This is a genomic window from Chelatococcus sp. XZ-Ab1 (assembly GCF_029309855.1).
Classification (GTDB): domain Bacteria; phylum Pseudomonadota; class Alphaproteobacteria; order Rhizobiales; family Beijerinckiaceae; genus Chelatococcus_A; species Chelatococcus_A sambhunathii.
Window position 1 is genome coordinate 60,963 of record NZ_JARKII010000015.1, and the last position, 21,153, is coordinate 82,115.

Annotated in this window: 17 protein-coding genes and 1 tRNA gene; 10 read left to right on the plus strand and 8 right to left on the minus strand. The window is 66.6% G+C overall.

The window, feature by feature from the left end:
* Window positions 1–7 precede the first annotated feature (7 nt).
* Window positions 8–1,438 (minus strand): PTS transporter subunit IIC, encoded by a 1,431-nt coding sequence (locus P2T65_RS18865; protein ID WP_055460333.1) that lies wholly within the window; start codon window positions 1,436–1,438, stop codon window positions 8–10.
* A gap of 312 nt (window positions 1,439–1,750) precedes the next feature.
* Between P2T65_RS18865 and P2T65_RS18870 the strand changes: the two genes are divergently transcribed.
* The gene (locus P2T65_RS18870) at window positions 1,751–2,746 is read left to right on the plus strand and encodes a sugar-binding transcriptional regulator (protein ID WP_072249527.1); all 996 of its coding nucleotides are present in this window, start codon (window positions 1,751–1,753) and stop codon (window positions 2,744–2,746) included.
* Window positions 2,747–2,954: 208 nt separating this feature from the next.
* Complete coding sequence (locus P2T65_RS18875) at window positions 2,955–4,574, plus strand: hypothetical protein (RefSeq protein WP_276200480.1); 1,620 nt, start codon at window positions 2,955–2,957, stop codon at window positions 4,572–4,574.
* A 56-nt stretch (window positions 4,575–4,630) separates the two neighbouring features.
* On the opposite strand, the gene P2T65_RS18880 is transcribed toward P2T65_RS18875, so the two are convergent.
* Window positions 4,631–5,686 (minus strand): substrate-binding domain-containing protein, encoded by a 1,056-nt coding sequence (locus P2T65_RS18880; RefSeq protein ID WP_055460335.1) that lies wholly within the window; start codon window positions 5,684–5,686, stop codon window positions 4,631–4,633.
* 196 nt (window positions 5,687–5,882) lie between these two features.
* On the opposite strand from P2T65_RS18880, the gene P2T65_RS18885 reads away from it, so the two are divergent.
* The 4 genes from P2T65_RS18885 (at window position 5,883) to P2T65_RS18900 (ending at window position 11,293) form a co-directional block, all read left to right on the plus strand.
* On the plus strand, window positions 5,883–6,911 hold the full coding sequence (locus tag P2T65_RS18885; RefSeq protein ID WP_055460336.1) for an ABC transporter substrate-binding protein: 1,029 nt from the start codon (window positions 5,883–5,885) through the stop codon (window positions 6,909–6,911).
* Window positions 6,912–7,149: 238 nt separating this feature from the next.
* Window positions 7,150–9,387, plus strand: a complete 2,238-nt coding sequence (locus P2T65_RS18890) for an iron ABC transporter permease (RefSeq protein ID WP_055460337.1) — start codon at window positions 7,150–7,152, stop codon at window positions 9,385–9,387.
* Complete coding sequence (locus P2T65_RS18895) at window positions 9,384–10,445, plus strand: ABC transporter ATP-binding protein (protein ID WP_055460338.1); 1,062 nt, start codon at window positions 9,384–9,386, stop codon at window positions 10,443–10,445. The genes P2T65_RS18890 and P2T65_RS18895 overlap by 4 nt, the downstream gene beginning before the upstream one ends.
* 38 nt (window positions 10,446–10,483) lie before the next feature.
* The gene (locus tag P2T65_RS18900) at window positions 10,484–11,293 is read left to right on the plus strand and encodes an inositol monophosphatase (protein ID WP_055460339.1); all 810 of its coding nucleotides are present in this window, start codon (window positions 10,484–10,486) and stop codon (window positions 11,291–11,293) included.
* Window positions 11,294–11,298: 5 nt separating this feature from the next.
* Here P2T65_RS18900 and P2T65_RS18905 read toward each other — a convergent pair whose 3' ends face one another.
* From P2T65_RS18905 to P2T65_RS18915, 3 genes are all read right to left on the minus strand, one after another.
* The gene (locus P2T65_RS18905) at window positions 11,299–12,078 is read right to left on the minus strand and encodes a DUF4239 domain-containing protein (RefSeq protein ID WP_055460340.1); all 780 of its coding nucleotides are present in this window, start codon (window positions 12,076–12,078) and stop codon (window positions 11,299–11,301) included.
* 77 nt (window positions 12,079–12,155) lie between these two features.
* Complete coding sequence (locus P2T65_RS18910) at window positions 12,156–12,446, minus strand: hypothetical protein (protein WP_141659703.1); 291 nt, start codon at window positions 12,444–12,446, stop codon at window positions 12,156–12,158.
* Between the two features lie 531 nt (window positions 12,447–12,977).
* Window positions 12,978–15,299 carry a hypothetical protein gene (locus tag P2T65_RS18915; protein ID WP_276200481.1) on the minus strand — a complete coding sequence of 774 codons (2,322 nt, stop codon included), beginning with the start codon at window positions 15,297–15,299 and terminating at the stop codon, window positions 12,978–12,980.
* 528 nt (window positions 15,300–15,827) lie between these two features.
* Here P2T65_RS18915 and mbfA point away from each other — a divergent pair.
* A complete protein-coding gene (gene mbfA / locus P2T65_RS18920; protein WP_055460344.1) occupies window positions 15,828–16,811 on the plus strand; it encodes an iron exporter MbfA in 984 nt (327 codons plus the stop codon).
* A gap of 50 nt (window positions 16,812–16,861) precedes the next feature.
* On the opposite strand, the gene P2T65_RS18925 is transcribed toward mbfA, so the two are convergent.
* Both P2T65_RS18925 and hemA read right to left on the minus strand, forming a co-directional pair.
* Window positions 16,862–16,936, minus strand: a tRNA-Thr gene (locus P2T65_RS18925).
* Window positions 16,937–17,056: 120 nt separating this feature from the next.
* A complete protein-coding gene (hemA, locus tag P2T65_RS18930; RefSeq protein ID WP_055460345.1) occupies window positions 17,057–18,283 on the minus strand; it encodes a 5-aminolevulinate synthase in 1,227 nt (408 codons plus the stop codon).
* 289 nt (window positions 18,284–18,572) lie between these two features.
* Here hemA and P2T65_RS18935 point away from each other — a divergent pair, with 289 nt between their 5' ends.
* The gene (locus P2T65_RS18935; RefSeq protein WP_157672347.1) at window positions 18,573–18,743 is read left to right on the plus strand and encodes a hypothetical protein; all 171 of its coding nucleotides are present in this window, start codon (window positions 18,573–18,575) and stop codon (window positions 18,741–18,743) included.
* Between the two features lie 46 nt (window positions 18,744–18,789).
* Complete coding sequence (murA, locus tag P2T65_RS18940) at window positions 18,790–20,079, plus strand: UDP-N-acetylglucosamine 1-carboxyvinyltransferase (protein ID WP_055460346.1); 1,290 nt, start codon at window positions 18,790–18,792, stop codon at window positions 20,077–20,079.
* Between the two features lie 57 nt (window positions 20,080–20,136).
* On the opposite strand, the gene P2T65_RS18945 is transcribed toward murA, so the two are convergent.
* Window positions 20,137–20,430: a hypothetical protein gene (locus P2T65_RS18945; protein WP_245280595.1), complete on the minus strand. Its 294-nt coding sequence runs from the start codon at window positions 20,428–20,430 to the stop codon at window positions 20,137–20,139.
* Between the two features lie 271 nt (window positions 20,431–20,701).
* Between P2T65_RS18945 and P2T65_RS18950 the strand changes: the two genes are divergently transcribed.
* Complete coding sequence (locus tag P2T65_RS18950; RefSeq protein WP_071923299.1) at window positions 20,702–21,151, plus strand: DUF2948 family protein; 450 nt, start codon at window positions 20,702–20,704, stop codon at window positions 21,149–21,151.
* The last annotated feature ends 2 nt before the right edge of the window (window positions 21,152–21,153 follow it).

Sequence of the window (21,153 nt, forward strand, 5' to 3'; positions counted from 1 at the left end):
GGCCTCGTCACTCCGCGGGCGTGGCGGCGGGGGCTTTCGCTGGTGCCGGCGCGGGGTCGTCGCTGCCAGCGAGCCGCTCCCAGGCGGCCGGCCGGCGGTGGAAGGCGATGAAGCAAAGGGCGATCACCGCAAGGAGGGCGAGGAGGCCGACGATGCCCAGCCCCGCCACTGCTTCGACCACCACATAGGACACCCACAGGAAGCCGTCGACGATGCTGGTGATCTGCGTCGTGCCCTCCGGCAGCGCGAAACCGGCGGCGACCGCGGCACTGGTGAAGAGCGGCGCGAGCCCCGTCGCCACGTAGAAGCCGACCGCGAGCGTGATGGTGCCGATGATCACCATGCGCAGCACGTTGCCGCCGACGACCGGCGCGGCCATGGCGACGAGGAAGGGAATGACCGCGAGATCGGCGAAGAGGATGACGCGGTTGCCGGGCAGGATGATCGACAGGACGATGGCGATCGGCACCAGGATGAGAGCGCTCGAGATGGCTGCCGGGTGGCCGATGAGGATGGCCGAATCGAGCCCGACGAGGATCTCCCGGTCGCCGGCGCGCTTCTGGACGAAAGTCCGCGCCGCCTCGGAGACGGGGATGAGCCCCTCCATCAGGATCTTCACCATGCGCGGCAGCAGGAACATGACCGCGGCGAGGTTCATGCCGGTCTGGAGCACCTTGCTGACCACCGTCGAGGCGTCGCCGGCGTCGTAATAGCCGATGGCGCCGAGCACGAGGCCGATGGCGAGGCCGAGGATGACGGGCTCGCCGAAGACGCCGAGCTTCTTCTGGATGACGTCGGTGTCGAGGTTGATCGCGTTGAGGCCGGGGATGCGGTCGATCACCCAGTTGACGGCGATGGCGATGGGCAGGATCTGCGCCGAGGCGAGATGCGGCACCGATACGCCGGGGATGCCGTAGAAGCGCTGCACGGCCTTGGCCGTCCAGTCGGCGAAGAGGAGGGCAAGCGCCGCCATCAGCGCCGCCGCGACGAGGCCGTAGAAGAGGCTGCCGGTGGCCGCGACGACGAGCGAGCCGATGAAGGCGAAGTGCCAGAAGTTCCACACGTCAACATTGAGCGTGCGCGTCATCCGCGTCATCAGCAGCAGCACGTTGACGGCGATGCCGATGGGGATCACCCACAGCCCGACCGAGGAGCCGAAGGCAATCGCCGCCGCGGACGGCCAGCCGACGTCCACCACGTCGCGCGTGATCCCGGTGTTCTTCACGATCGCCTGCGCCACGTCGCTGAGGCTCGTGAACATCAGGCCGATGACGAGGTTGATGCCGATGAAGGCGACGCCGATGGTCACGCCCGCGCGGAAGGCGCGGCCGGGCTTCGCGCCCAGCACGACGGCGATGATGAAGATGACGATGGGGAGCAGAACGGTCGCTCCCAGGGAATCGACGACGGTCTTGAGACCGCTCAGCAGCCCATCCATGACCTTTCCTCCGGCGGCGCCGTCGTTCCGCCGTCGCGGCGGGCGCCGTTGTTATGGCGTTGTCCTCGCGCGGGCGCCTGGGGCGGCCCGCGTCCTTGGTCCCATCCGGCAGCGGGCGGAGGCCTCGGCAGCCCCTCTCGTGTATCCGGAGCCGGCTTCCCTGCAGCGCTTCGGCGGCCTCCGGTGATATTGAGCTGTCGGCGAAGAGCTGAACAATCGTGCGCAGAATGCACACAAGTTCATGATGTCAGTCTTTTTGCCTATCGTCAATTCGTGCGATCTGTGCACGATCGTGCAGAAAAGGGAGGAGCGATGAGCGAGGCGGGGCGGGGCGATCAGGACCTCATGGTGCGTGCGGCGTGGCTTTACTACGTCCACGGCAAGGGCCAGGAGGAGGTGGCGCGCGACCTCAAGATCTCGCGCTTCAAGGTCACGCGCATGCTCGCCCAGGCGCGCGAGGCCGGCATCGTCAAGATCTCGATCCAGCACGAGACGAGCGAGACGCTCGCCCTGGCCGACTGGCTCGCCGCCCGCTACGGCCTTGCCGAATGCATCCTGACGCCGCCCTTCGACGAGCAGACGGGAAGCCTCGACGACGAGACGGCGGACCGGCTGGCGCGGCGCGGCGTCGGCCTGGCCGGCGCCAACTACCTGACGCGGCGGCTCCTCGGCACGCCGCGGCTCACCATCGGCGTCGGCTGCGGCCGTACCATGACGGCCGTGGTCGATGCGTTCACCGCCTTCCCCAAGCAGAACGTGCGCTTCGTCTCCGTCATCGGCTCGCTGACACGCGACGTGTCGCTCAACAATTTCGAGGTCGTGCGCCTCGCCGAGGCCTGCAGCGGCGAGGGCTTTTTCCTGCCCGCACCCCTCGTCGTCGACGAGGCGGGCGATGTTGATGCCGTGCTGCGCCAGCGCCCGGTGCAGGCGTCGCTCGCTTTGGCACGCGAGGCCGATTTTCACCTGATGAGCTTCGGCGACTGCTCGCCCGAGGCCTTCCTTTTCCGCCACGGGCTGCTCTCGCCGGGCGACCTCGCCGAACTGCGCGCCGCCGGGGCCGTCTGCGAGCTCGCCGGCAAGTTCTTCGACCGCGAGGGCCGGCTGGTGGAGTGCGGCGTGAACGCCCGCACCATCGGCATCGCGCTGGAGGATCTGCGGCGTACCGAGGTCGTGATGCTCGCGGCTGGACGCTCCAAGGCCGATGCGTTGCAGGCCGTGCTGAAGACGGGCGTCGTCAACCGCCTCATCATCGACGGCGAGCTCGCCGGCCGGCTCGTCGCCGCGATGCCGCTGCGGGAGAGGCGTTAGGAAACGACGGCGCCATCAGTTCCCCATCCACGCCGGGCGCTTGTGTTTGGAAACGCGAAAACGGGGCGCCCGCTCGCGATCCACGCGGGCGCCAGTATATTGCAGTAATTCTTGTAATATATTTGGATTTGGTTTTGCGGCAATGTATAATGGCGGTTTCTTTTGAAAAGTCGATTGTTTCTATATTTATTGCAGTAAGAGGTGGGATATGTCGCTCCCGGTCAGTTATCGGAATGGGCATCTAGAGAGATACGTTCAGCCGCTTCCGAAGAATCCGGCGAGTATTCTGTTCGATCGCAATGCGCCGCCTTCGGCTTCCGCCGCGCGGGATGCTGCGCGCACCCTTGGCAGTTCCGATGCAAGGCTCAAGCCGAGATCGCAGGTCTCGGTGGAGAACGGCTACGAACATCCGAAAACCTGGGGGGCTGGTGAGCTTATCGAGGATTACTTCGCCAAGGTGTGGAAATACAGTCCCGTCATGATGTTCCTGAATATTCTCGAGGGCAAGGGGCTGCTTGATCCTCGCAGCAAGATCGGGAAGGTGAACCAGCTTTTCGACAGGGATTTCGATGATGTGAAGCGTCGGACGGTCGAGGCCGTGATGACGCTGTACCGGGATTCGCTGCAGCAGCTGCCGGATGGCGATCCCGTCAAGAACGCCTTCGCCGGAAAGGCGGATATCGGAGAGAGGCGTCTTCAACTCGCGGCCACCTACCGCAAGGTGGTTGGCGGGCCCTGGGACGGGCAGGTTTCGGGGCTCGAGTTCTATGTAAAGCCCAGACACAATCCGGCCCCCGGGCTGAAGGTCGGCGGCGAGATCGATGCGATCGAAGAGGCGGAGCGACAGCATGCCTACAAGCGATATACGTTCAGCTTCTCGACCGGGGCGCTGCGCCGGTTGAGCCGGGACGGCATGAACGGCCCGGATGCCGCGGACAGCATCATGGTCGGCCATCCGGCTCGGGAAAGCCTGAAATTCCTGTCGATCAGCGGTGACCTTGCCCAGCCCGGGAAGATCCCGGAAAAGGTCTTCGAACTGAAAGACATCGATTCGGCGCTGGCGAATATTCTGAATGCTTATGTGGAGACGTTCCGCGAGCCGCTTCGCGAGGCGAGTCCGGCGGAGATCATCGTTGGCGTTCTCGGCGGTATGGTCAACAATCTCGCTCCCTTCATCGGCGCGGTGGAAGCGCTCACGGAGGGCGACCTCAAGGGCTTCGCCACCGAGCTGGGCATCGACCTCGCCATGATGGCGACGCCCGGAGGGCGGCAACTCGCCTCCCTCCTGAAGCGTGGCTGGAAGCTGGACGATGTGGCGCGCACCCTTGCAAGAGGGGCGAAGGAGCATCTGCCGCCTCTCGTCGCAGACGTGATTGCGCCGATGTCCGCCCAGGATGTCGCCTACCGCAGCGGCGGCACGGGTTTCGGGCGCATTGCACAGTTCGGCTACAATCGCTCGCAGGATCTGAAGGCCTATTTGAACGGGCCCGCCGAACTGCAGGCAACGCGGGCGGCGAATTATGCAGACCGGGTCGAGCATCTCGTGCGTTATCTGAACGATCGTCCCTCCAGCCCGCCCCTATCCCGCGACGGCAATGGGAACCTGATGCCTGTCCAGCTCTTCGGCCATGCCTACAATCGGGCAGCCGCGGTGGATGCTGACGAAGGGGTGGCGCCGCAGCTGATGCCGGATCGCCGGGAGAGTCCGCACGCGCCTGGCCCCGAGCGCGCTCGCTGGTCATCGCCGGGGCGGGTTTCGTCCTGGCAGCCGCACCAGCGCTCCGGCCGCTGGGAGAGGCTTCCATCCGCCGCTGGGAAGGCGCATTGAGCCATTCATGCAGCTGCGGCGCGGACGGATCCGCTGGCCGGGCGCTCAAAGCGCCTTCAGCTTTCCGCAGCGGAGCGCGCAGCAGGTGACGGCGCCGGTGCACTGCCCCGTACTGTCCGGCGCCAGACCATGCGGGCCTCGAGCGCCACGGCTGCGGGTCGCCGTGTTGCCTCCTCCGGCGTCAGCCTTAGCCATGCGAAGGCTTCGCGAGCGATGTCGGACACCGGCTGGGCGAAGGTCGTCAGGCTGTAGGAGGACCAGCCCGCCTGCTCGATGTCGTCGAAGCCGGTGACGCACAGGTCCTCCGGCACGGCGAGTCCGAATTCGTGCCGCGCCGTGTCGAGGAAACCGCAGGCGATGAGGTCTGTCGCGCAGAAAACGGCGTCGGGCCTTTCAGGAGCAGTGAGGAGGCGTCGCGCCAGTTCGCGTCCGCTATCGTAGATGCTCGGGCCGAAACGCTCCACGGTGACCGTCAGGCCGATGGTGCCGGCCGCCGCGAGGAAGCCGCGCTCGCGCGCCATCAGGCTCGGGGTGCCCGCCTCGGAATTGGCGAAGGCGAGGCGCCGGCAGCCGGCGCGCAGGAAGGCGATGAGCGCGCGCCGCGCCGCCTCGTCATCCTGGAGGTTGATGCGCAGTGGCCCTTCCTGATCGTCATCGCGGTTGATCAGCACGATGCGCTGGCCGTTCTCGAGGCACAGGCGCGTGATCGACTTGTCGGGCAGGCCCGACAAGATGATCGAGGCATCGGCGCGATAGTGCAGGGCCTGCCTCAGGGCGGCGCCGACGCTCGCATCCGAGCGGTCGGTGTTGATGACCATGGCCACCTTGCCGGCATCCTGCGCCGCCTGGGTCATGGCCTTCACAAGGCTTGCCCGGTAGGGCGTGCCCAGTTCCGAGCCGACAAGGCAGACGATGCCGCTCTCCTTGAGCGATAGCCCTCGGGCGAGATGGTTGACGTGGTAACCGAGCTCATTGGCCGCGTCCAGGACGCGGCGGCGCGTATCCTCGGAGACGCTCGCCCCGGGTGTGAAAGCGCGCGACACGGCGGAGCGCGACACGCCGGCACGTTCGGCCACCTCACGGGCACTGACGAACTTTCGGGGCGATGGCATGGCAGTCCTGCGGCCGTCGTCAGGGAACGCCTTTCGTATGCACCGCCGTGCAACAGCGTGCAACCATGTCGCAGGGAAATTTGTCGGCGGGTTTGCAGCCTTGTTTCTTGACAGCGGGCATGGCTGCATGGAACCCTTGCACACGGTTGCAAATAGAGATGCCGCGATAACAGCGGCGCGCAAGGGGGAGGAAGACATGCGTTCCGGTTTCGTCGCCGTCGCGGCTGTGGCCGCTGCCGTCCAGTTCACGCCTGCAGCGGCGCTCGCCCAAGGCTCGCTCAATCTCATCTGCTCGGCCGACGTCGTCATCTGCGAGCTGCTCGAGAACCGCTTCGAGAAGGAGACGGGCATCGACGTCAACATGGTGCGCATGTCCTCCGGCGAGGCCTATGCCAAGGTCCGCGCCGAGGCACGCAACCCGAAGACGGACGTCTGGTGGGCCGGTACGGGCGACCCGCACCTTCAGGCCGCGTCCGAGGGGTTGACGCTCGAATACAAGTCGCCGCGCCTTGCCGAACTGCAGACCTGGGCCGTCAGGCAGGCCGAGAGCGCCGACTACCGTACTGTCGGCGTCTATGCCGGTGCGCTGGGCTGGGGCTACAACGCCGACATTCTGGCGAAGAAGGGCCTGAAGGAGCCCCAGTGCTGGGCCGACCTCCTCGATCCCGGCTTCAAGGGCGAGATCCAGGTGGCCAATCCCAACTCCTCCGGCACGGCCTACACGGCGCTCGCCACGCTCGTGCAGATCATGGGCGAGGACAAGGCCTTCGATTACCTCAAGAAGCTCAACGCCAACGTCTCGCAATACACCAAGTCCGGCTCGGCGCCGGTGAAGGCCGCGGCGCGCGGCGAGACGACGGTCGGCATCGTCTTCATGCATGATGCCGTGGCGCAGGCGGTCGAGGGCTTCCCCGTGAAGGTGGTCGCCCCCTGCGAGGGCACGGGTTACGAGATCGGCTCCATGTCGATCGTCAAGGGCGCGCGCAACCTCGACAATGCCAAGAAGTGGTACGACTGGGTGCTGTCGCCGGAGGTGCAGTCGCAGATGAAGGAGGCCAAGTCCTTCCAACTGCCGTCCAACAAGAAGGCCGAGGTGCCGCCCGAAGCGCCGAAGTTCGAGGATGTCCGGCTGATCGACTACGACTTCAAGACCTACGGCGATCCGGAGAAGCGCAAGGCCCTGCTGCAGCGCTGGGACCGCGAGATTGGCACGCTGGCCAACTGAAGGCGAGGCACGCCTGCCGTGCCAGTTGCGGAGGAAAGGGAAGACTCCCTCTCCCCGTTGACGGGGAGAGGGCCGGGGATGAGGGGCCGGGGTTGACCCAAGCCTGAACCCTCGTATCTGCGGAAACAGTTCCCCTTACCCTCACCCTTTCCCCGCAGGCGGGGAGAGGGGAGGCCTTGCTCCTGCCTGCGATGGCCGGTGCATGCCCCGACGGAACCTCTCCAGTACGGAACCTCTCATGGAGCATCGCAACCGCAGACTGGACATGGCGCTCGGCCTCGGCCTTGCCGGGTTCGTGCTCTTGCCCTGGTACAGGATCGACGAGGGGTTCTACGCCTTTCGCTGGCCGGCGCAGTTCCCCTTCGGCGCTGAGGAGGCGCCGGCCCTGGTGCAGATGGCGGCGCAGGGCCGCTGGTGGCTCGCCGTCGTCGCCGCGCTGCTCCTTGCCGCGGCCGCGGTCCGCTTCGCCGCTCCGGCCGTGTCGCGCGGACGCCTGCTCGTCGCTCTCGGCGCGGCCGGCATGGGCTTCCTCGTCCTGCAGGGCTTCGCAATCACCTTCGGCGGCTGGAGCTGGAACATCGGCGAGGCGCTGTTCGGGCCGCTCGCCATCGGCCAACCGGCCATGGGCGCCGGTGCGGTCCTCGCGGGGCTCGCCTTCCTGTTCCTGTTCTCGGCGGGGCTCGCCGAGCAGGGTGTGATGAAGGGCGATTTCTTCGTCATCGCTGCGATCGCTCTTCTCGTCGCCCTTGTCGCCGTTTTCGTATTCTATCCGGTGCTGAGCATGTTCGTCGGCTCGGTGCAGGACTTCGACGGTTCCTTCGAGCCCTCGGGCTTCGTGCGCAACATGCAGGACCCGGCGATCTGGAGTCTCGATTGTGTCATTGGGGGAGGGCGTTGCGGTGTCGCCTGGCGCACGCTGTGGCTGGCGCTGATGACGGCCACCGGCTCGACCGTTCTCGGCCTCGCCTTCGCACTCGTCGCCACACGCACGCGCTTTCCCTTCAAGAAGGGCCTGCGACTGCTGACGGTGTTGCCGATCATCACGCCGCCCTTCGTCATCGGCCTCGCGCTCATCCTGCTCTTCGGCCGCGCCGGCGTGGTGACGACCTTCCTCTCCGACCTTTTCGGCGTCGAGCCGGGGCGCTGGCTCTACGGGCTCACCGGCATCTGGATCGCCCAGATGCTCTCCTTCACGCCGATCTCGTTCCTTGTTCTCATCGGCGTCGTCGAAGGCGTCAGCCCCTCCATGGAGGAGGCGTCGCAGACCCTGCGCGCCGACCGCTGGCGCACCTTCTGGCGCGTTTCGCTGCCGCTCATGAAGCCGGGCCTCGCCAATGCCTTCCTCATCGGCTTCATCGAGAGCATGGCCGATTTCGGCAATCCGCTGGTGCTCGGCGGCAGCCACGGCGTGCTGTCCACCGAGATCTTCTTCGCTGTCGTCGGCGCGCAGACCGATCCATCCCGGGCGGCCGTGCTCGCCATCATCCTGCTCTGCTTCACGCTGTCGGCCTTTCTCGCACAGCGGCTGTGGCTCACGGGCAGGAACTTCGCGACCGTCACGGGCAAGGGCGACGGCGGCGTGCATCCGGCGCTGCCGCGGCCGCTCGCCATCGGCGTCAACGCGCTCGTCATTCCCTGGACGGCATTCACCCTCGTCGTCTACGGCATGATTCTCGTCGGCGGCTTCGTGAACACCTGGGGCCTCGACAATTCGCTGACCTTCGCCCATTTCGAGCGCGCCTTCTCCTTCGCCTTCCGCGACGGCTCCATCGCATGGACGGGCGTCGCCTGGGATTCGTTCTGGACGACGATGATGATCGCGCTCGTTGCGGCGCCCCTGACGGCCGCGGTCGGCCTCATGACGGCCTATCTCATCGTCCGCCAGCGCTTCGTCGGCCGCAACGTCTTCGAATTCGCGCTCATGATGAGCTTCGCCATCCCCGGCACGGTCATCGGCATCAGCTACATCATGGCCTTCAACCTGCCGCCGCTGGAGATGACGGGCACGGCGCTCATCCTCATCGCCTGCTTCGTCTTCCGTAACATGCCGGTGGGCGTGCGCGGCGGCGTCGCGGCCATGACGCAGATCGACGCAAGCCTCGACGAGGCCTCGCTCACGCTGCGCGCCTCGAGCTGGCGCACCATCCGCCACGTGGTGTTGCCGCTGTTGCGGCCGGCGATCGTCGCGGCGCTCGTCTATTCCTTCGTACGGGCGATCACCTCCATCAGCGCCGTCGTCTTCCTCGTCAGCGCCAAATACAATATGGCCACCGCCTATATCGTAGGCCTCGTCGAGAATGGGGAATACGGCGTCGCCATCGCCTATTCCTCCATGCTGATCGTGGTCATGCTCGTCGTCATCGCCGGCTTCCAGCTCGCCGTCGGCGAGCGGCGCCTGCGACGCGAGACGCGCATCGCCGCCCCGGCTGTGGCCCGGCCGATGTCCGCCGAGACAATCAAGGAGAAAATCGCATGAACGGGTTGAAGACCGGCTCGGTCGTCTTCGAGCACGTTCGCAAGACCTTCGGCTCCTTCACCGCGATCCACGACCTGTCGCTGACGATCGAGCCGGGTACGCTCGTCACGCTGCTCGGCCCCTCGGGCTGCGGCAAGACGACGACATTGCGCATGCTCGCCGGGCTCGAGCACCCGACCGACGGACGCATCCTTATCGGCGGCAAGGACGTGACCATGCTGCCGGCGAATGAACGCGACGTGTCCATGGTCTTCCAGTCCTATGCGCTCTTCCCGCATATGACGGTCCTCGAGAACGTCGCCTACGGACTCGAATCCTCGGGTCTTCGGAAGGCGGAGGCGCGCGAAAAGGCCGAGGCAGGGCTCGCCCTCGTCGGCCTCGCCGGCTTCGGTGCTCGTCTGCCGGCCGAGCTCTCCGGCGGGCAGCAGCAGCGCGTCGCGGTGGCACGCGCTCTCGTGCTGGAGCCGCAGGTGCTGCTGCTCGACGAGCCCTTGTCGAACCTCGATGCGCGCCTGCGCCGGCGCGTGCGCACCGAGATCCGCGAGTTGCAGCAGCGCCTCGGCTTCACGGCAGTCTATGTGACGCACGACCAGGAGGAGGCGCTCGCCGTCTCCGACCGCATCGTCGTCATGGTCGAGGGCCGCATCGCGCAGGAGGGGCCGCCGCGGGCGCTCTACGAATCGCCCGCCTCCTCCTTCATCGCCGACTTCATGGGCGAGGCGAACGTCGTGCCTTGCGAGGTCGTCGGCGTTCAGGGAGCCGAGGCGGTGGTGCGGCTCGGCTCCCTCGAGCATCGCGTGCCAGGCCGCGCGGCCCAGCCGGGACCGGCCAAGCTCGCCATCCGGCCCAATGCCATCCGCCTCGCCCCGGCAGATGACGGCGGGCTCAAGGGCCTCGTGCGCCATGCGGCCTATCTCGGCGACCACGTCGAATATGAGGTGGAGACGGAAGTCGGAACGCTCTATGTCGTCGATCCTGACGTGGAGCGGAGCCTTGCCGCGACGACGCCGGTCGCGATCGGGCTTCACAACCGTGGGGTCGCCATCATCACCGCGTGAAGGTGCTACGCGCCCTTCACGAGACAACGAGGACATGCATGACAGTCGATGCCGCAGACGTCGAGGCGCGCCTGGCGCTCGCCCGCACGCTCGCCCGCGATGCGGGGGCCGTGGCACTAGCCTATTTCAATGCGCGCGAGACCCTGGTCGTCGAGGCCAAGGCCAACCCGCAGGATGTCGTTTCCATCGCTGACCGGCGGGTCGAGGAGATGCTGCGCGCTCGCATCGCCGAGGCTCATCCCGGTGACGGCGTGCTCGGGGAGGAATACGGCCTCACCGAGGGCACGTCCGGCTTCACCTGGGTGCTCGACCCCATCGACGGCACCAGCCCCTTCGTCAACGGCATGCCCAGCTGGTGCGTGTCGATCGCCGTGCTCGCCGGCGAAGAACCGGTGGTCGGCGTCATCTACGCACCCTGCGTGGACGAGCTTTACGCGGCCGGCAAGGGGCAGGGCGCGACGCTCAACGAGGCGCCCATGCACGTGTCGTCCGGGCGTTCCCTGCGTGATGGCGTCGTGGGCCTCGGCGCCAACCACCACGTCGCGCCGGCCGAATTCGCCGGCATCGTGGAGCGCCTGCTCGGCATGGGCGGCAACTTCATCCGCAACGGCTCGGGCGCGCTCATGCTGGCTTATGTCGCGGCGGGACGTCTCGTCGGCTATTACGAGCCCTACATGCACGCCTGGGATTGCCTTGCCGGCTATTGCCTCGTCGCCGAGGCGGGCGGGGCGCTGCTGCCGTTCCCGGCGGTCGGCGAGGGGCTGACGCGCGGTGCGCCCGTGATGGCGGCCGCGCCCGGTGCCGTCGCCGATCTCAGCCGGATCGCCGGCTTGCCCCGCGCGGCCTGAAGGCGTCAGTACCGCGCGATATGCGTCAGGGCCCGCGTGATTGGCTCGGCCCCCACACTTTGCTCGCCCCGGAAGGGGTAGTCGAGTATGACGAGTAGGGCGATGAGCAGGGCGATCGCCGCCGCATAGCCGGCCTTGGGCACCACGAGGTTCCAGTCGAAGCGGAAAAGGAGCGCTTCGGCGGCCAGCAGCACGATGAGGCTGCCGAGGACATGCCAGAAGATGGCCGGCAACCCTGTCGTGGCGGCATTGAGGCGCAGGGCCCGGATGTCCACGAGTTCGTCCGCCGCGTCATCGACCGCCTCGCGTGTGGTGGCCTCGATGTCCATCCGCTGGTGCACGGCATGAATGCTCTCGATGAGAGTGTTGAAGAGTGTCTGCGTCGCCGCGCTTTCCTGTCCTTTCTTGAGCGCCGGCCATTCCTGCGCGACGACGGACTGGCCATAGGCAGCAAGCGCATCGCGAAGCGGCGCCGCGTCCGGGCCGAGCCGGCGCAGCGCACGGTCGAGTTGCGTGATCTCGGTGGCTTCCCGCAATACGAGTGTCTCGGCCTCGCGGTAGCGGTTGATCGCTTGCAGCAGCGTGAAGGCTGTGAAGATGGCGATGACCGGCCCGATGAGCTTGAAGGCGTCGAGCGCGAAACCCGCCCTGGCCGTCGCTTGCTCCTGCCTCAGGAGGCGCGTGCCGATCAGCGGCAGCAGAACCGATGCGGTGACGGCCGCGCTGACGAAAATAACGACGAGGATGTTGTTGGAGAACCGATAGATCACGTCGGTGAAAGGCATTGCGGGCGCTCCGGCCGTCTTCGCTCGCGACACTCTGGGCCAATCGCCGCCATGGCACCATATGCCGCTGCGGCTGCTCAGTTGACGGGCAGGGCGCCCAGCTTCTCGCGCAGATCGCTGAAGATCTCGCGGATGCGCCGCCGGGTGATGGTCGAGGCTTCCGCTGCCCGGTCAAGTTGGTAGCTGCGGGCCTGCTGCCCGGCCCGGTAATGGGCCTCGTCGAAGCGCGCCTCGATCAGGTCGAGCAGCCGCGAAGGGTCGCCGCCCTGGGCTCTCAGGGCATGGGCGAGGGCCTCGACCGTCTCCAGCAGGGCTGCGGTGACGAAGCCCTCGGCCATGACGGCTGGCGGGATGGGTGGTTCGCGCAAGAGCTGCACTCCTTCCTACGTCGAACGCCGGCGCTGTTCGCCCGGAGCCGTGGTCATCCGTCGCGACTGGAGGATTCCGGCGCCCGTTTGCCGCTGCGCGGAGGCGAGCCGTACGAAAGGTGGTGTGACCGCCGAAAATCCTAGGGGCCGACGGTCGAGCGTCAGGCCGGGCCGTGCCGACCATTCCGTCCTGTTCATGACCGGCAGGCGCTTGCCCGGGCCTTGAGCGGTCGCTCTTGTCCGCGCGCGCCGGCACGTGTCCCTCGTCGCCGTCTGGCGACAGGAGGTGATTGATCGATGTGCGCTTCTCGTCTCATGGTGCGATCCCCCCTGATCGCGGTCGTCTCACCGCCCCAGCATTCCGCTTGGGAAGTGGCGGTTGATCATCACGCCTAGCAGGTGAACCTTGCCTGAAGGCGTCGGCCGTCCGCCTGCTTCGTCGGGCACGAAGCGCGAAGCCGATGCTGCAGACGGCGCGATGCGGCCGGCGGCATTGCCGCCGGCCGCATCGCTGTCGTCCTGTCTCGCAGATCAGGCGACGAGGAGGCTGCTCTCGAGCGTTGCCTTATCGATGCCGAAGATGGCGATCTGCGTGCCGTTGTGATCGAAATAGACCCCGCCGTCCGTGTCGGCGAAGAAGGAGGCAGCTTCGGCCACACTCGTGAAGCCGAATCCTTGCAGGCTCACATAGTCGATCTCGCCGCCCACGTTGAAGTCCATGATCCGGCTGAGACCCTCGTCCGGCCGAAAGACGAAGGTATCGTGCCCGGCTTGGCCGAACAGCCAATCGTCGCCCGCTCCGCCGGCGAGCATGTCGTCTCCCGTGCCACCGATCAGTGTGTCATCGCCTTCGCCGCCCTCGAGCGTGTCGTTGCCAGCACCTCCGTAGAGCTCGTCGTTGCCGCCCCCGCCGGCGAGGACGTCATCGCCTTCATGGCCGTCCATCACGTCGTTGCCGGCCTCGCCCAGCAGGGTGTCGTTGCCCGCCTGGCCGAAGACAAGGTCATCGCCATCGCCGGCTGCGATGTAGTCGTTGCCGTCGCCGCCGAGGAGGGAATCCCTGCCGGCTCCGCCGATGAGGCTGTCGTCGCCATCTCCGCCGTCGAGCCAGTCGTCGCCGATGCCGCCGTCGAGCGTGTCGTTGCCGGCGCCGCCATGGATGGTGTCGTTGCCGGCTTCGCCGTAGACCGCATCGTCGTCCTCCTCGGAGGAGATGACGTCGTTGCCCCCGCCGCCATAGATGATCTCATTACCGATGCTGCCGAAGATGGTGTCGTTGCTGTCGTGGCCGAGGATGGTGTCGTTGCCGGCCCCACCGCTCATGTAGTCCTCATCGGGCGTGCCGACGAGGATGTCGTCGTCGGGGGTGCCGATGACGGGATTGGCAAGGCCGAAGTCCCCCGATCCGAAGGCGTCGAGGGTGGTGTTCCTGACTGTCAGGCTCTGCCCCGCGCCGAAGGTGAAGACGACGTCGTTGCCCACCTGCTGGGCCGTGGCCATGATGTCGGCGAAGGTGGTGAGGCCGGTTGCCGAGAGATCGATGACGTCGCGGTTGCCGGCCACGCGCGAGAAATCGGTGATGGTGTCGGCGCCGTCGAGATAGACGAAACGGTCGTTGCCCGTCCCGCCGGTGAGGGTGTCGTTGCCCTGGCCTCCGGAGAGCGTGTCGTTGCCCTGGTCGCCGGAAAGGCTGTCGTCGCCATCGCCGCCGTCGAGGCTGTCGTTGAAGTCGCCGCCGTTGAGCGTGTCGTTGCCGGCCCCGCCCCAGAGCGTATCGTGACCACCGCCACCGTCGATGCTGTCATTGCCGTCGCCGCCGTCGATGGTGTCATCGCCAGTGCCGCCGGTCATGGAGTCGTCTCCGGCGCTTCCCGTACCCGGGCCGGCGACATTGACGAGCAGCATCTCTGGCGTGAACTGGGCTTTCGTGAAGTTCTTCACGAGCACCGACGTATTCGCATTGATGGTGAAGAGTACGTCGCCGTTCTGCTCGGTGGCGATCGCCATCAACGCATCGAAGGTGGAGTATCCCCAGTAACGCAGGTCGAGATAATCCTCGGCCGTGAAATCCTCGACGACGACGTGGCCGCCGCGGTTGAGGAACACATCCCGCCCAGCGCCCCCCACGAGCGTGTCGGTGCCGTGATGGCCTACGAGCACGTCATCGCCGCTGCCGCCGTTCAGTGTCTCGTCGCCAGCCGTGCCTTGCAGGAAAGTTGCGTCGGGGCGCCCTTCCGATGAGAACCCGAAAACTTCGGGAGCAATATGTTCGAAGTATTTATGATAGAAGCTAAATCCGCCGCCGATATATACGCTGGTCGATGTCCATCCTGTTGGGTCCCAATAGTTAACGGAAAGCGCCTTGAGATGATTATAGCTCAGAACGGGGGCATGAATATCAACCCGGTCATAATTCCCTTCTTCATAGGAAATATCCCGGATATCCATCGACCCGGCGAGCGGATTGAAGACAAAGGTATCGTTCCCGGCGCCGCCGGTCAGCTGGTTGAATCCTTCGCCGCCGTCGAGCGTATCGTCGCCGCTGCCGCCATCGAGCGTGTCGTCACCCTCTCCGCCGAGCAGCAGATCATTGCCGTCTCCACCATTGAGCGCGTCGTTGCCGCCGTGGCCGCGCAGAGTGTCGTCGCCTCCGGTGCCGACGAGGAGATTGCCATCCTCGTCACCGTCGAGTTCGATACCGGGGACCGAGGCCTGCAAAAGGAAGAGATCGTCGGGCTGCGAGACGGCATCTGCGTTGCCTGACCCCGCTGGAACACCGCCACCTCCTGGATCGTGCTCTTGTTCAGCCTGTTCTACGGCGCCCTCGAGGAAATCATCCCCATCCATGGCCATGTCAGTTCTCCCGTAAAGTTTGAAATAGATCGACCGTAAGACGAATAGGATTGCTTGATGATCGGCCCCGTTAGCCTGCGATGGCTGCGGGCTGTCGGTTGTCGTGGTAGCCCGGATCGCTGGTTCTGAATTTATGCGGCGGGGATTGACAAGGGAATCGGACGCGCGCGCGTCTTGCATGCATATCGTGCCAATTTCTTATATTTGTTAAATTATATTAATATTATCATTATCCGTTGCGAGTACGTAGTGGGGATTGAATCAGAAAATATAGATCGAATACGATGAGCCTTCGAACTGGCCATGGCCAATAGGGAGATCGCGAGGGGCCGCCCCCGCCGAGGCGTCCGGGGGCGAGGGCTGGAAATGACGCAAGCCAACGTCCACGCCTGCAGCCTTTCCATGTCCAGCGCCCGTGACAGCGACCCTCTCGCGACGTCCGTTGCCCTGCCGACATGACTTGGTCCGTTGCCTTGCGTCGCAGCCGGCCATAGATTGGAAATATTCCAATCTTAGGGCCGGTCATCGATGCTTTCCAGGGTTTTCGGCTTCGGGCGCCGCTCCTTCGATTCGCTTTCCGAACAGGAAATCCTGGCGCTCGCCATCTCCTCGGAGGAGGACGACGGGCGCATCTATCTTGCCTATGCGGACGGTCTGCGTGAGGCCTTTCCCCAGTCGGCCAGGGTTTTCGAGGAGATGGCGCGGGAAGAGGACCGGCACCGGCAGGCGCTCATCGATCTCTACCGGGCCCGGTTCGGCGATCACATCCCGCTGCTGCGCCGCGAGCATGTGAGGGGCTATTACGAGCGCAAGCCGGACTGGCTGGTGCGCCCCCTCGGCATCGACAAGGTGCGCCAGCAGGCGGAGGAGATGGAGGCGCAGGCCCATCGCTTCTATGTGGAGGCGGCCAAGCGCGCCGGAGACGCCTCGACCCGCAAGCTGCTGGGTGATCTGGCGGCGGCGGAGCAGGTTCACGAAAGCCTCGCCAGGCGGCTCGGCCTCACCCACGCGCCCGAAAGCGTGCAGGAGGAGGAGCGGCAGAGCGAGCGCCGCCAGTTCATCCTGACCTTTGTCCAGCCGGGCCTTGCCGGGCTGATGGATGGCTCCGTCTCGACGCTGGCGCCGATCTTCGCCGCCGCCTTCGCCACTCAGGACACCTGGCAGACCTTCCTCGTCGGCCTGTCGGCCTCTGTCGGCGCCGGCATCTCCATGGGCTTCACCGAGGCGGCTCACGACGACGGCAAGCTCTCGGGTCGCGGCTCACCCGTCAAGCGCGGGCTCGCGTCAGGCATCATGACCGCCATCGGCGGGCTCGGCCATGCCTTGCCCTATCTCATTCCATCGTTCTGGACGGCGACGATGATCGCCGTGGCCGTGGTCTTCGTCGAGCTGTGGGCCATCGCCTTCATTCAGAACCGCTACATGGAGACCCCGTTCCTGCGCGCGGCCTTCCAGGTCGTGCTCGGCGGCAGCCTCGTCTTCGCCGCTGGCGTCCTGATCGGCAACGCCTGAAGTCTGGCCCGAAGGACGTTTCCGAAGCGAAGGGGCGGCATCATGCTAGCTGGTGCTGCCGGCGAGGATTGAACTCGCGACCTCTCCCTTACCAAGGGAGTGCTCTACCACTGAGCTACGGCAGCAGGGCCCCGAGGGGGCCAAAGCGCGCGGACACTGCCACAAGGGGGGCGTCGGCGCAAGCGCCGTCGGCGCGGCATTTTCGTCCGGGCCGACAGCCTGTGGATGGTCGCTCGCGGCCGGTCTCAGGCGGCCGCTGCGCGGTCGACGAAGGGCAGCTTCAGCGCCTTCCACACGGCGACGAGCGAATCGGTGAGATGCTCGATCATGGCCGCGTCGTGGAAGGGCGTGGGCGTGATGCGCAGGCGCTCGGTGCCGCGGGCCACGGTCGGATAGTTGATGGGCTGCACATAGATGCTGTGCTCGGCGAGCAGCATGTCGCTCGCCTGCTTGGCGCGCTCAGGGTCGCCAACCATCACCGGCACGATATGCGTCGGGCCGGGCTTGACCGGGAGGCCGGCAGCCACGAGCGCGCCCTTGGTCAGGGCGACCTGCCGGCGGTGGCGCTGGCGCTCCTCGCCGCTCTCCATCAGGTGCCGCACCGAGGCGGTCGCTGCCGCGGCCACGGCCGGCGGCAGGGCCGTCGTGAAGATGAAGCCGTGGGCGTGCGAGCGCACCGCGTCGATGATGTTGCGCCGCGCCGCGATATAGCCGCCGACGCAGCCGAAGCCCTTGGCGAGCGTGGCCTCGATCACGTCGAGGCGGTGGAGGGCGTCCACCTCCTCGGCATAGCCCGCGCCGCGCGCGCCGTAGAGGCCTGCCGCATGTACCTCGTCGATATAGGTCATGGCGCCGTAGCGCTCGGCGAGATCGCAGATGGCGTGGATCGGGGAGACGTCCCCGTCCATCGAATAGACGCTCTCGAAGACGATGAGCTTGGGCCGGGTCTTGCCCGCCTGGCGCAGCAGGTCCTCGAGATGCTCGAGGTCGTTGTGGCGGAAGATGACCTTCTCGGCGCCGGAGCGACGCACGCCCTCGATCATGGAATTGTGGTTCTGCGCATCCGAGAGGATGAGACAGTCCGGCAGCAGCTTGGCGATGGTGGCGATGCCGGTCTCGTTGGAGACATAGCCCGAGGTGAAGACGAGCGCCGCATCCTTGCGGTGCAGTTCGGCGAGGGCGCGCTCGAGGCCGACGATCGGGGCGCTGTTGCCGGCGATGTTGCGCGTGCCGCCGGCGCCGGCGCCCATGCGCTGCGCCGTCGTGACCATGGCGTCGATCACCTGCGGATGGCGACCCATGCCGAGATAGTCGTTGGTGCACCACACCACGACGTCCCGCGGCCCCTCGTCGCTGTGCCAGACGGCCCGCGGAAACCGCTCCGCGTCGCGCTCGATGGTGATGAAGACGCGATAGCGGCGCTCCTTGTGCAGAAGGCCGAGCGCTTCGTCGAAATAGCTGTCGTAATCCATGATCGCATCCGTCTGCCGCCGTGGCGGCAGACCAAGTTTGGAACTGGTCCAGTGAACAACCGGAACCGCGCCGGGGCAAGCGGTTCTCGTCGCATGTTCGTTTATATTGCTCTCGTTCCATAGTGCGTCCGGCTGCACAATGGGCCGCATCGCCGCAGTGCGGCGGCGCACCGCAGGTTTGGGACGGTCCCTGCAACGTCGCCTGCAGGCAGGAGGGGAAGCCGGCGCTTGTCCTCGAGGCCGATGCCCGCTATCGATCAGCTTCGAGGAACCCGGGTCTTCGACGAACATGTCGCACGCACCGCCTCCCGACAGGAAGGAGCGCCTGGCCGCAGCGCTGCGGGAGAATCTGAAGCGGCGCAAGCGGCAGATGCGCGAGCGCGCGGCGGAACCGCGCGGCGAGGCGGCGCACGGCACCAGGGAAGCCGCGCCGGGCGCCGGCCCCGACCCGAAGGACTGATCGCCGGCGTCTCCGCTACTGGCTCCGGTCAATCAAGGAACGACACATGGATCGCATTCGCATCGTTGGCGGCCACAAGCTCGATGGCGTCATTCCCATTTCCGGCGCCAAGAACGCGGCCCTGCCGCTGATGATCGCAAGTCTCCTGACCGACGAGACGCTCGAGCTGCACAACGTGCCGCGCCTTGCGGACGTGTCGCTGCTGTTGCGCATCCTGTCCAACCATGGCGTTGATCACGGCATTGCCGGCAAGCGCCCGGGCCAGACGAGCGAGACCGGCCAGTCCATACGCTTGCGTGCCCGCGATATCATCGACACCTGCGCACCCTACGAACTCGTCTCGAAGATGAGAGCGAGCTTCTGGGTCATCGCGCCGCTTCTGGCCCGCATGGGCGAGGCCCGCGTGTCCCTGCCCGGCGGCTGCGCCATCGGCACCAGGCCGGTCGATCTCCTGCTCATGGCGCTGGAGAAGCTGGGCGCCGAGGTCGAGATCGACGGCGGCTATGCGGTCACGCGGGCGCCGAAGGGACTCCGGGGGGCCGAGTTCGCCTTTCCGAAGGTGACGGTCGGCGGCACCCATGTCGCCCTCATGGCCGCCAGCCTCGCCCGCGGCACCAGCGTCATCGACAATGCCGCGCGCGAGCCGGAGGTGGTCGACCTTGCCGATTGCCTCGTCAAGATGGGCGCGCGTATCAGCGGCGCCGGCACCTCGCGCATCATCGTCGAGGGGGTGGCGCGCCTCGGCGGCGCCGAGCACAACGTCCTGCCGGACCGAATCGAGACCGGCACCTATGCCATGGCCGTCGCCATAACGGGTGGCGACGTGCTGCTTGAGGGTGCGCGGCCGGAGCTGCTGCAGGCGGCCCTCGACGTGCTGTCAGGCGCTGGGATCGACATCTCGTCCACCAACGCGGGTGTGCGCGTGCGTCGCAACGGGGTCGGCATCGAGGCGGTGAATGTCACGACGGAGCCGTTCCCTGGCTTTCCGACGGACCTGCAGGCCCAGCTCATGGCGCTGATGACGCGCGGCAAGGGCACGAGCCGCATCCGCGAGACGATCTTCGAGAATCGCTTCATGCACGTGCAGGAACTGGCCCGCCTCGGCGCCCGAATTCGCCTCGACGGCGACACGGCTTATGTTGACGGCGTCGCGCGGCTGAAGGGTGCCCCTGTGATGGCGACGGACCTGCGCGCCTCGGTTTCGCTCGTCATCGCGGCGCTTGCTGCGGAAGGCGAGACGATGGTGAACCGCGTCTATCACCTGGATCGCGGCTTCGAGGCGCTGGAGAAAAAGCTCGGCCGGTGCGGGGCTGAGATCGAGCGCCTCTCGGGTTGAAAGGCGAAGACCCGGCACGGGGCCGGGTCTCCTCGGGTACCGTCAGGCATGGCGCCCTCAATAGCCGATGGCGCCACGCTTTTCGCCGAAACCGGGGATGAAGCAGCGGCAGGGCGTATTGCGCGGCGCGCGGAAGCCGGCGTTGCAGTTTCCGCGCGATGTGACGCAAACGCTGCCGTAGCGCTCGCCGCGCGGGCGGGGGCGCCCCCAGCCGCCTCGGTCCCAGTCGTCGTCGTCGCGCCAGCGGCGCGGCGGCGGGCGGCGCGGGCGCCAGTCGTCATAGTCATCCTCGTAGCGCGGCGGGCCCCAGCCATAGGGCTGGGCCGAGGCCGGCGGAGGGGTGATCAGCATCAGCGCTGCGACGGCAGCGAGTGCAATCAGAACGATCCTCGTCATCATCGTCTCATCCAGGCGCCGCCCGCGGCCTTCGGCCGCCTGTGCCTCGGCGCGTGATCATCAGATAGCACGATGGAAGCTGAACGCTTCATGAAGGCGAATGGTTTCCCCGGTTGCCTGTCTTTCGGGCTTCGCCGGCAGATCGGTTGTCAGCGGCATGCGGCACCGATAACAACAGGGGACCGGATGCAGCCGAGGCAAGCGGTGGGTCGTGGAGCCGTTGGAGATGGAGCCGTTGAAGCTCGTTGCGCTCGATGGGCAGGACCTCGCGGTCCTCTCAGCCCATGTGCAGGATGCTGTCGTGCGCGCACGCGATCTCGTCTATCTGCCGCGCGAGCGGCGCTTTGCCCTGGAGTTGCGGCGCTACGACTGGCAGACGATGCCGGGTGAGCCTCCGCGTCGGCGCCTGTCGGCATTGCATTTCGAGCGGGTGATGGCCGCCCGCACCCGGGCCGTCGCGCCGCGGGACTCGGATGCCGTGCTCAGCCTTCTGGCCGTCACCTTCGATGAGCGTGACGCACCGGGCGGCACCGTGACGCTGCATTTCTCCGGGGGTGGGGCCATCGCGCTTGATGTCGAGTGCATCGAGGCGCAACTGATGGACCTCGGTCCGGCCTGGGAGGCGATCGGCCGCCCCCACCATCCCCTTGACGAGAACGATGAAAGGCAGGCCTGACG

Coding starts and splice junctions, on each gene's coding strand:
- P2T65_RS18950 (WP_071923299.1), top strand. CDS start 20,702: ATGGAGCCGTTGAAGCTCGTTGCGCTCGATGGGCAGGACCTCGCGGTC.
- P2T65_RS18880 (WP_055460335.1), bottom strand. CDS start 5,686: ATGCCATCGCCCCGAAAGTTCGTCAGTGCCCGTGAGGTGGCCGAACGT.
- P2T65_RS18870 (WP_072249527.1), top strand. CDS start 1,751: ATGAGCGAGGCGGGGCGGGGCGATCAGGACCTCATGGTGCGTGCGGCG.
- P2T65_RS18900 (WP_055460339.1), top strand. CDS start 10,484: ATGACAGTCGATGCCGCAGACGTCGAGGCGCGCCTGGCGCTCGCCCGC.
- P2T65_RS18885 (WP_055460336.1), top strand. CDS start 5,883: ATGCGTTCCGGTTTCGTCGCCGTCGCGGCTGTGGCCGCTGCCGTCCAG.
- P2T65_RS18890 (WP_055460337.1), top strand. CDS start 7,150: ATGGAGCATCGCAACCGCAGACTGGACATGGCGCTCGGCCTCGGCCTT.
- P2T65_RS18875 (WP_276200480.1), top strand. CDS start 2,955: ATGTCGCTCCCGGTCAGTTATCGGAATGGGCATCTAGAGAGATACGTT.
- mbfA (WP_055460344.1), top strand. CDS start 15,828: ATGCTTTCCAGGGTTTTCGGCTTCGGGCGCCGCTCCTTCGATTCGCTT.
- P2T65_RS18915 (WP_276200481.1), bottom strand. CDS start 15,299: ATGGCCATGGATGGGGATGATTTCCTCGAGGGCGCCGTAGAACAGGCT.
- P2T65_RS18945 (WP_245280595.1), bottom strand. CDS start 20,430: ATGCTGATCACCCCTCCGCCGGCCTCGGCCCAGCCCTATGGCTGGGGC.
- P2T65_RS18895 (WP_055460338.1), top strand. CDS start 9,384: ATGAACGGGTTGAAGACCGGCTCGGTCGTCTTCGAGCACGTTCGCAAG.
- hemA (WP_055460345.1), bottom strand. CDS start 18,283: ATGGATTACGACAGCTATTTCGACGAAGCGCTCGGCCTTCTGCACAAG.
- P2T65_RS18905 (WP_055460340.1), bottom strand. CDS start 12,078: ATGCCTTTCACCGACGTGATCTATCGGTTCTCCAACAACATCCTCGTC.
- murA (WP_055460346.1), top strand. CDS start 18,790: ATGGATCGCATTCGCATCGTTGGCGGCCACAAGCTCGATGGCGTCATT.
- P2T65_RS18865 (WP_055460333.1), bottom strand. CDS start 1,438: ATGGATGGGCTGCTGAGCGGTCTCAAGACCGTCGTCGATTCCCTGGGA.
- P2T65_RS18935 (WP_157672347.1), top strand. CDS start 18,573: ATGTCGCACGCACCGCCTCCCGACAGGAAGGAGCGCCTGGCCGCAGCG.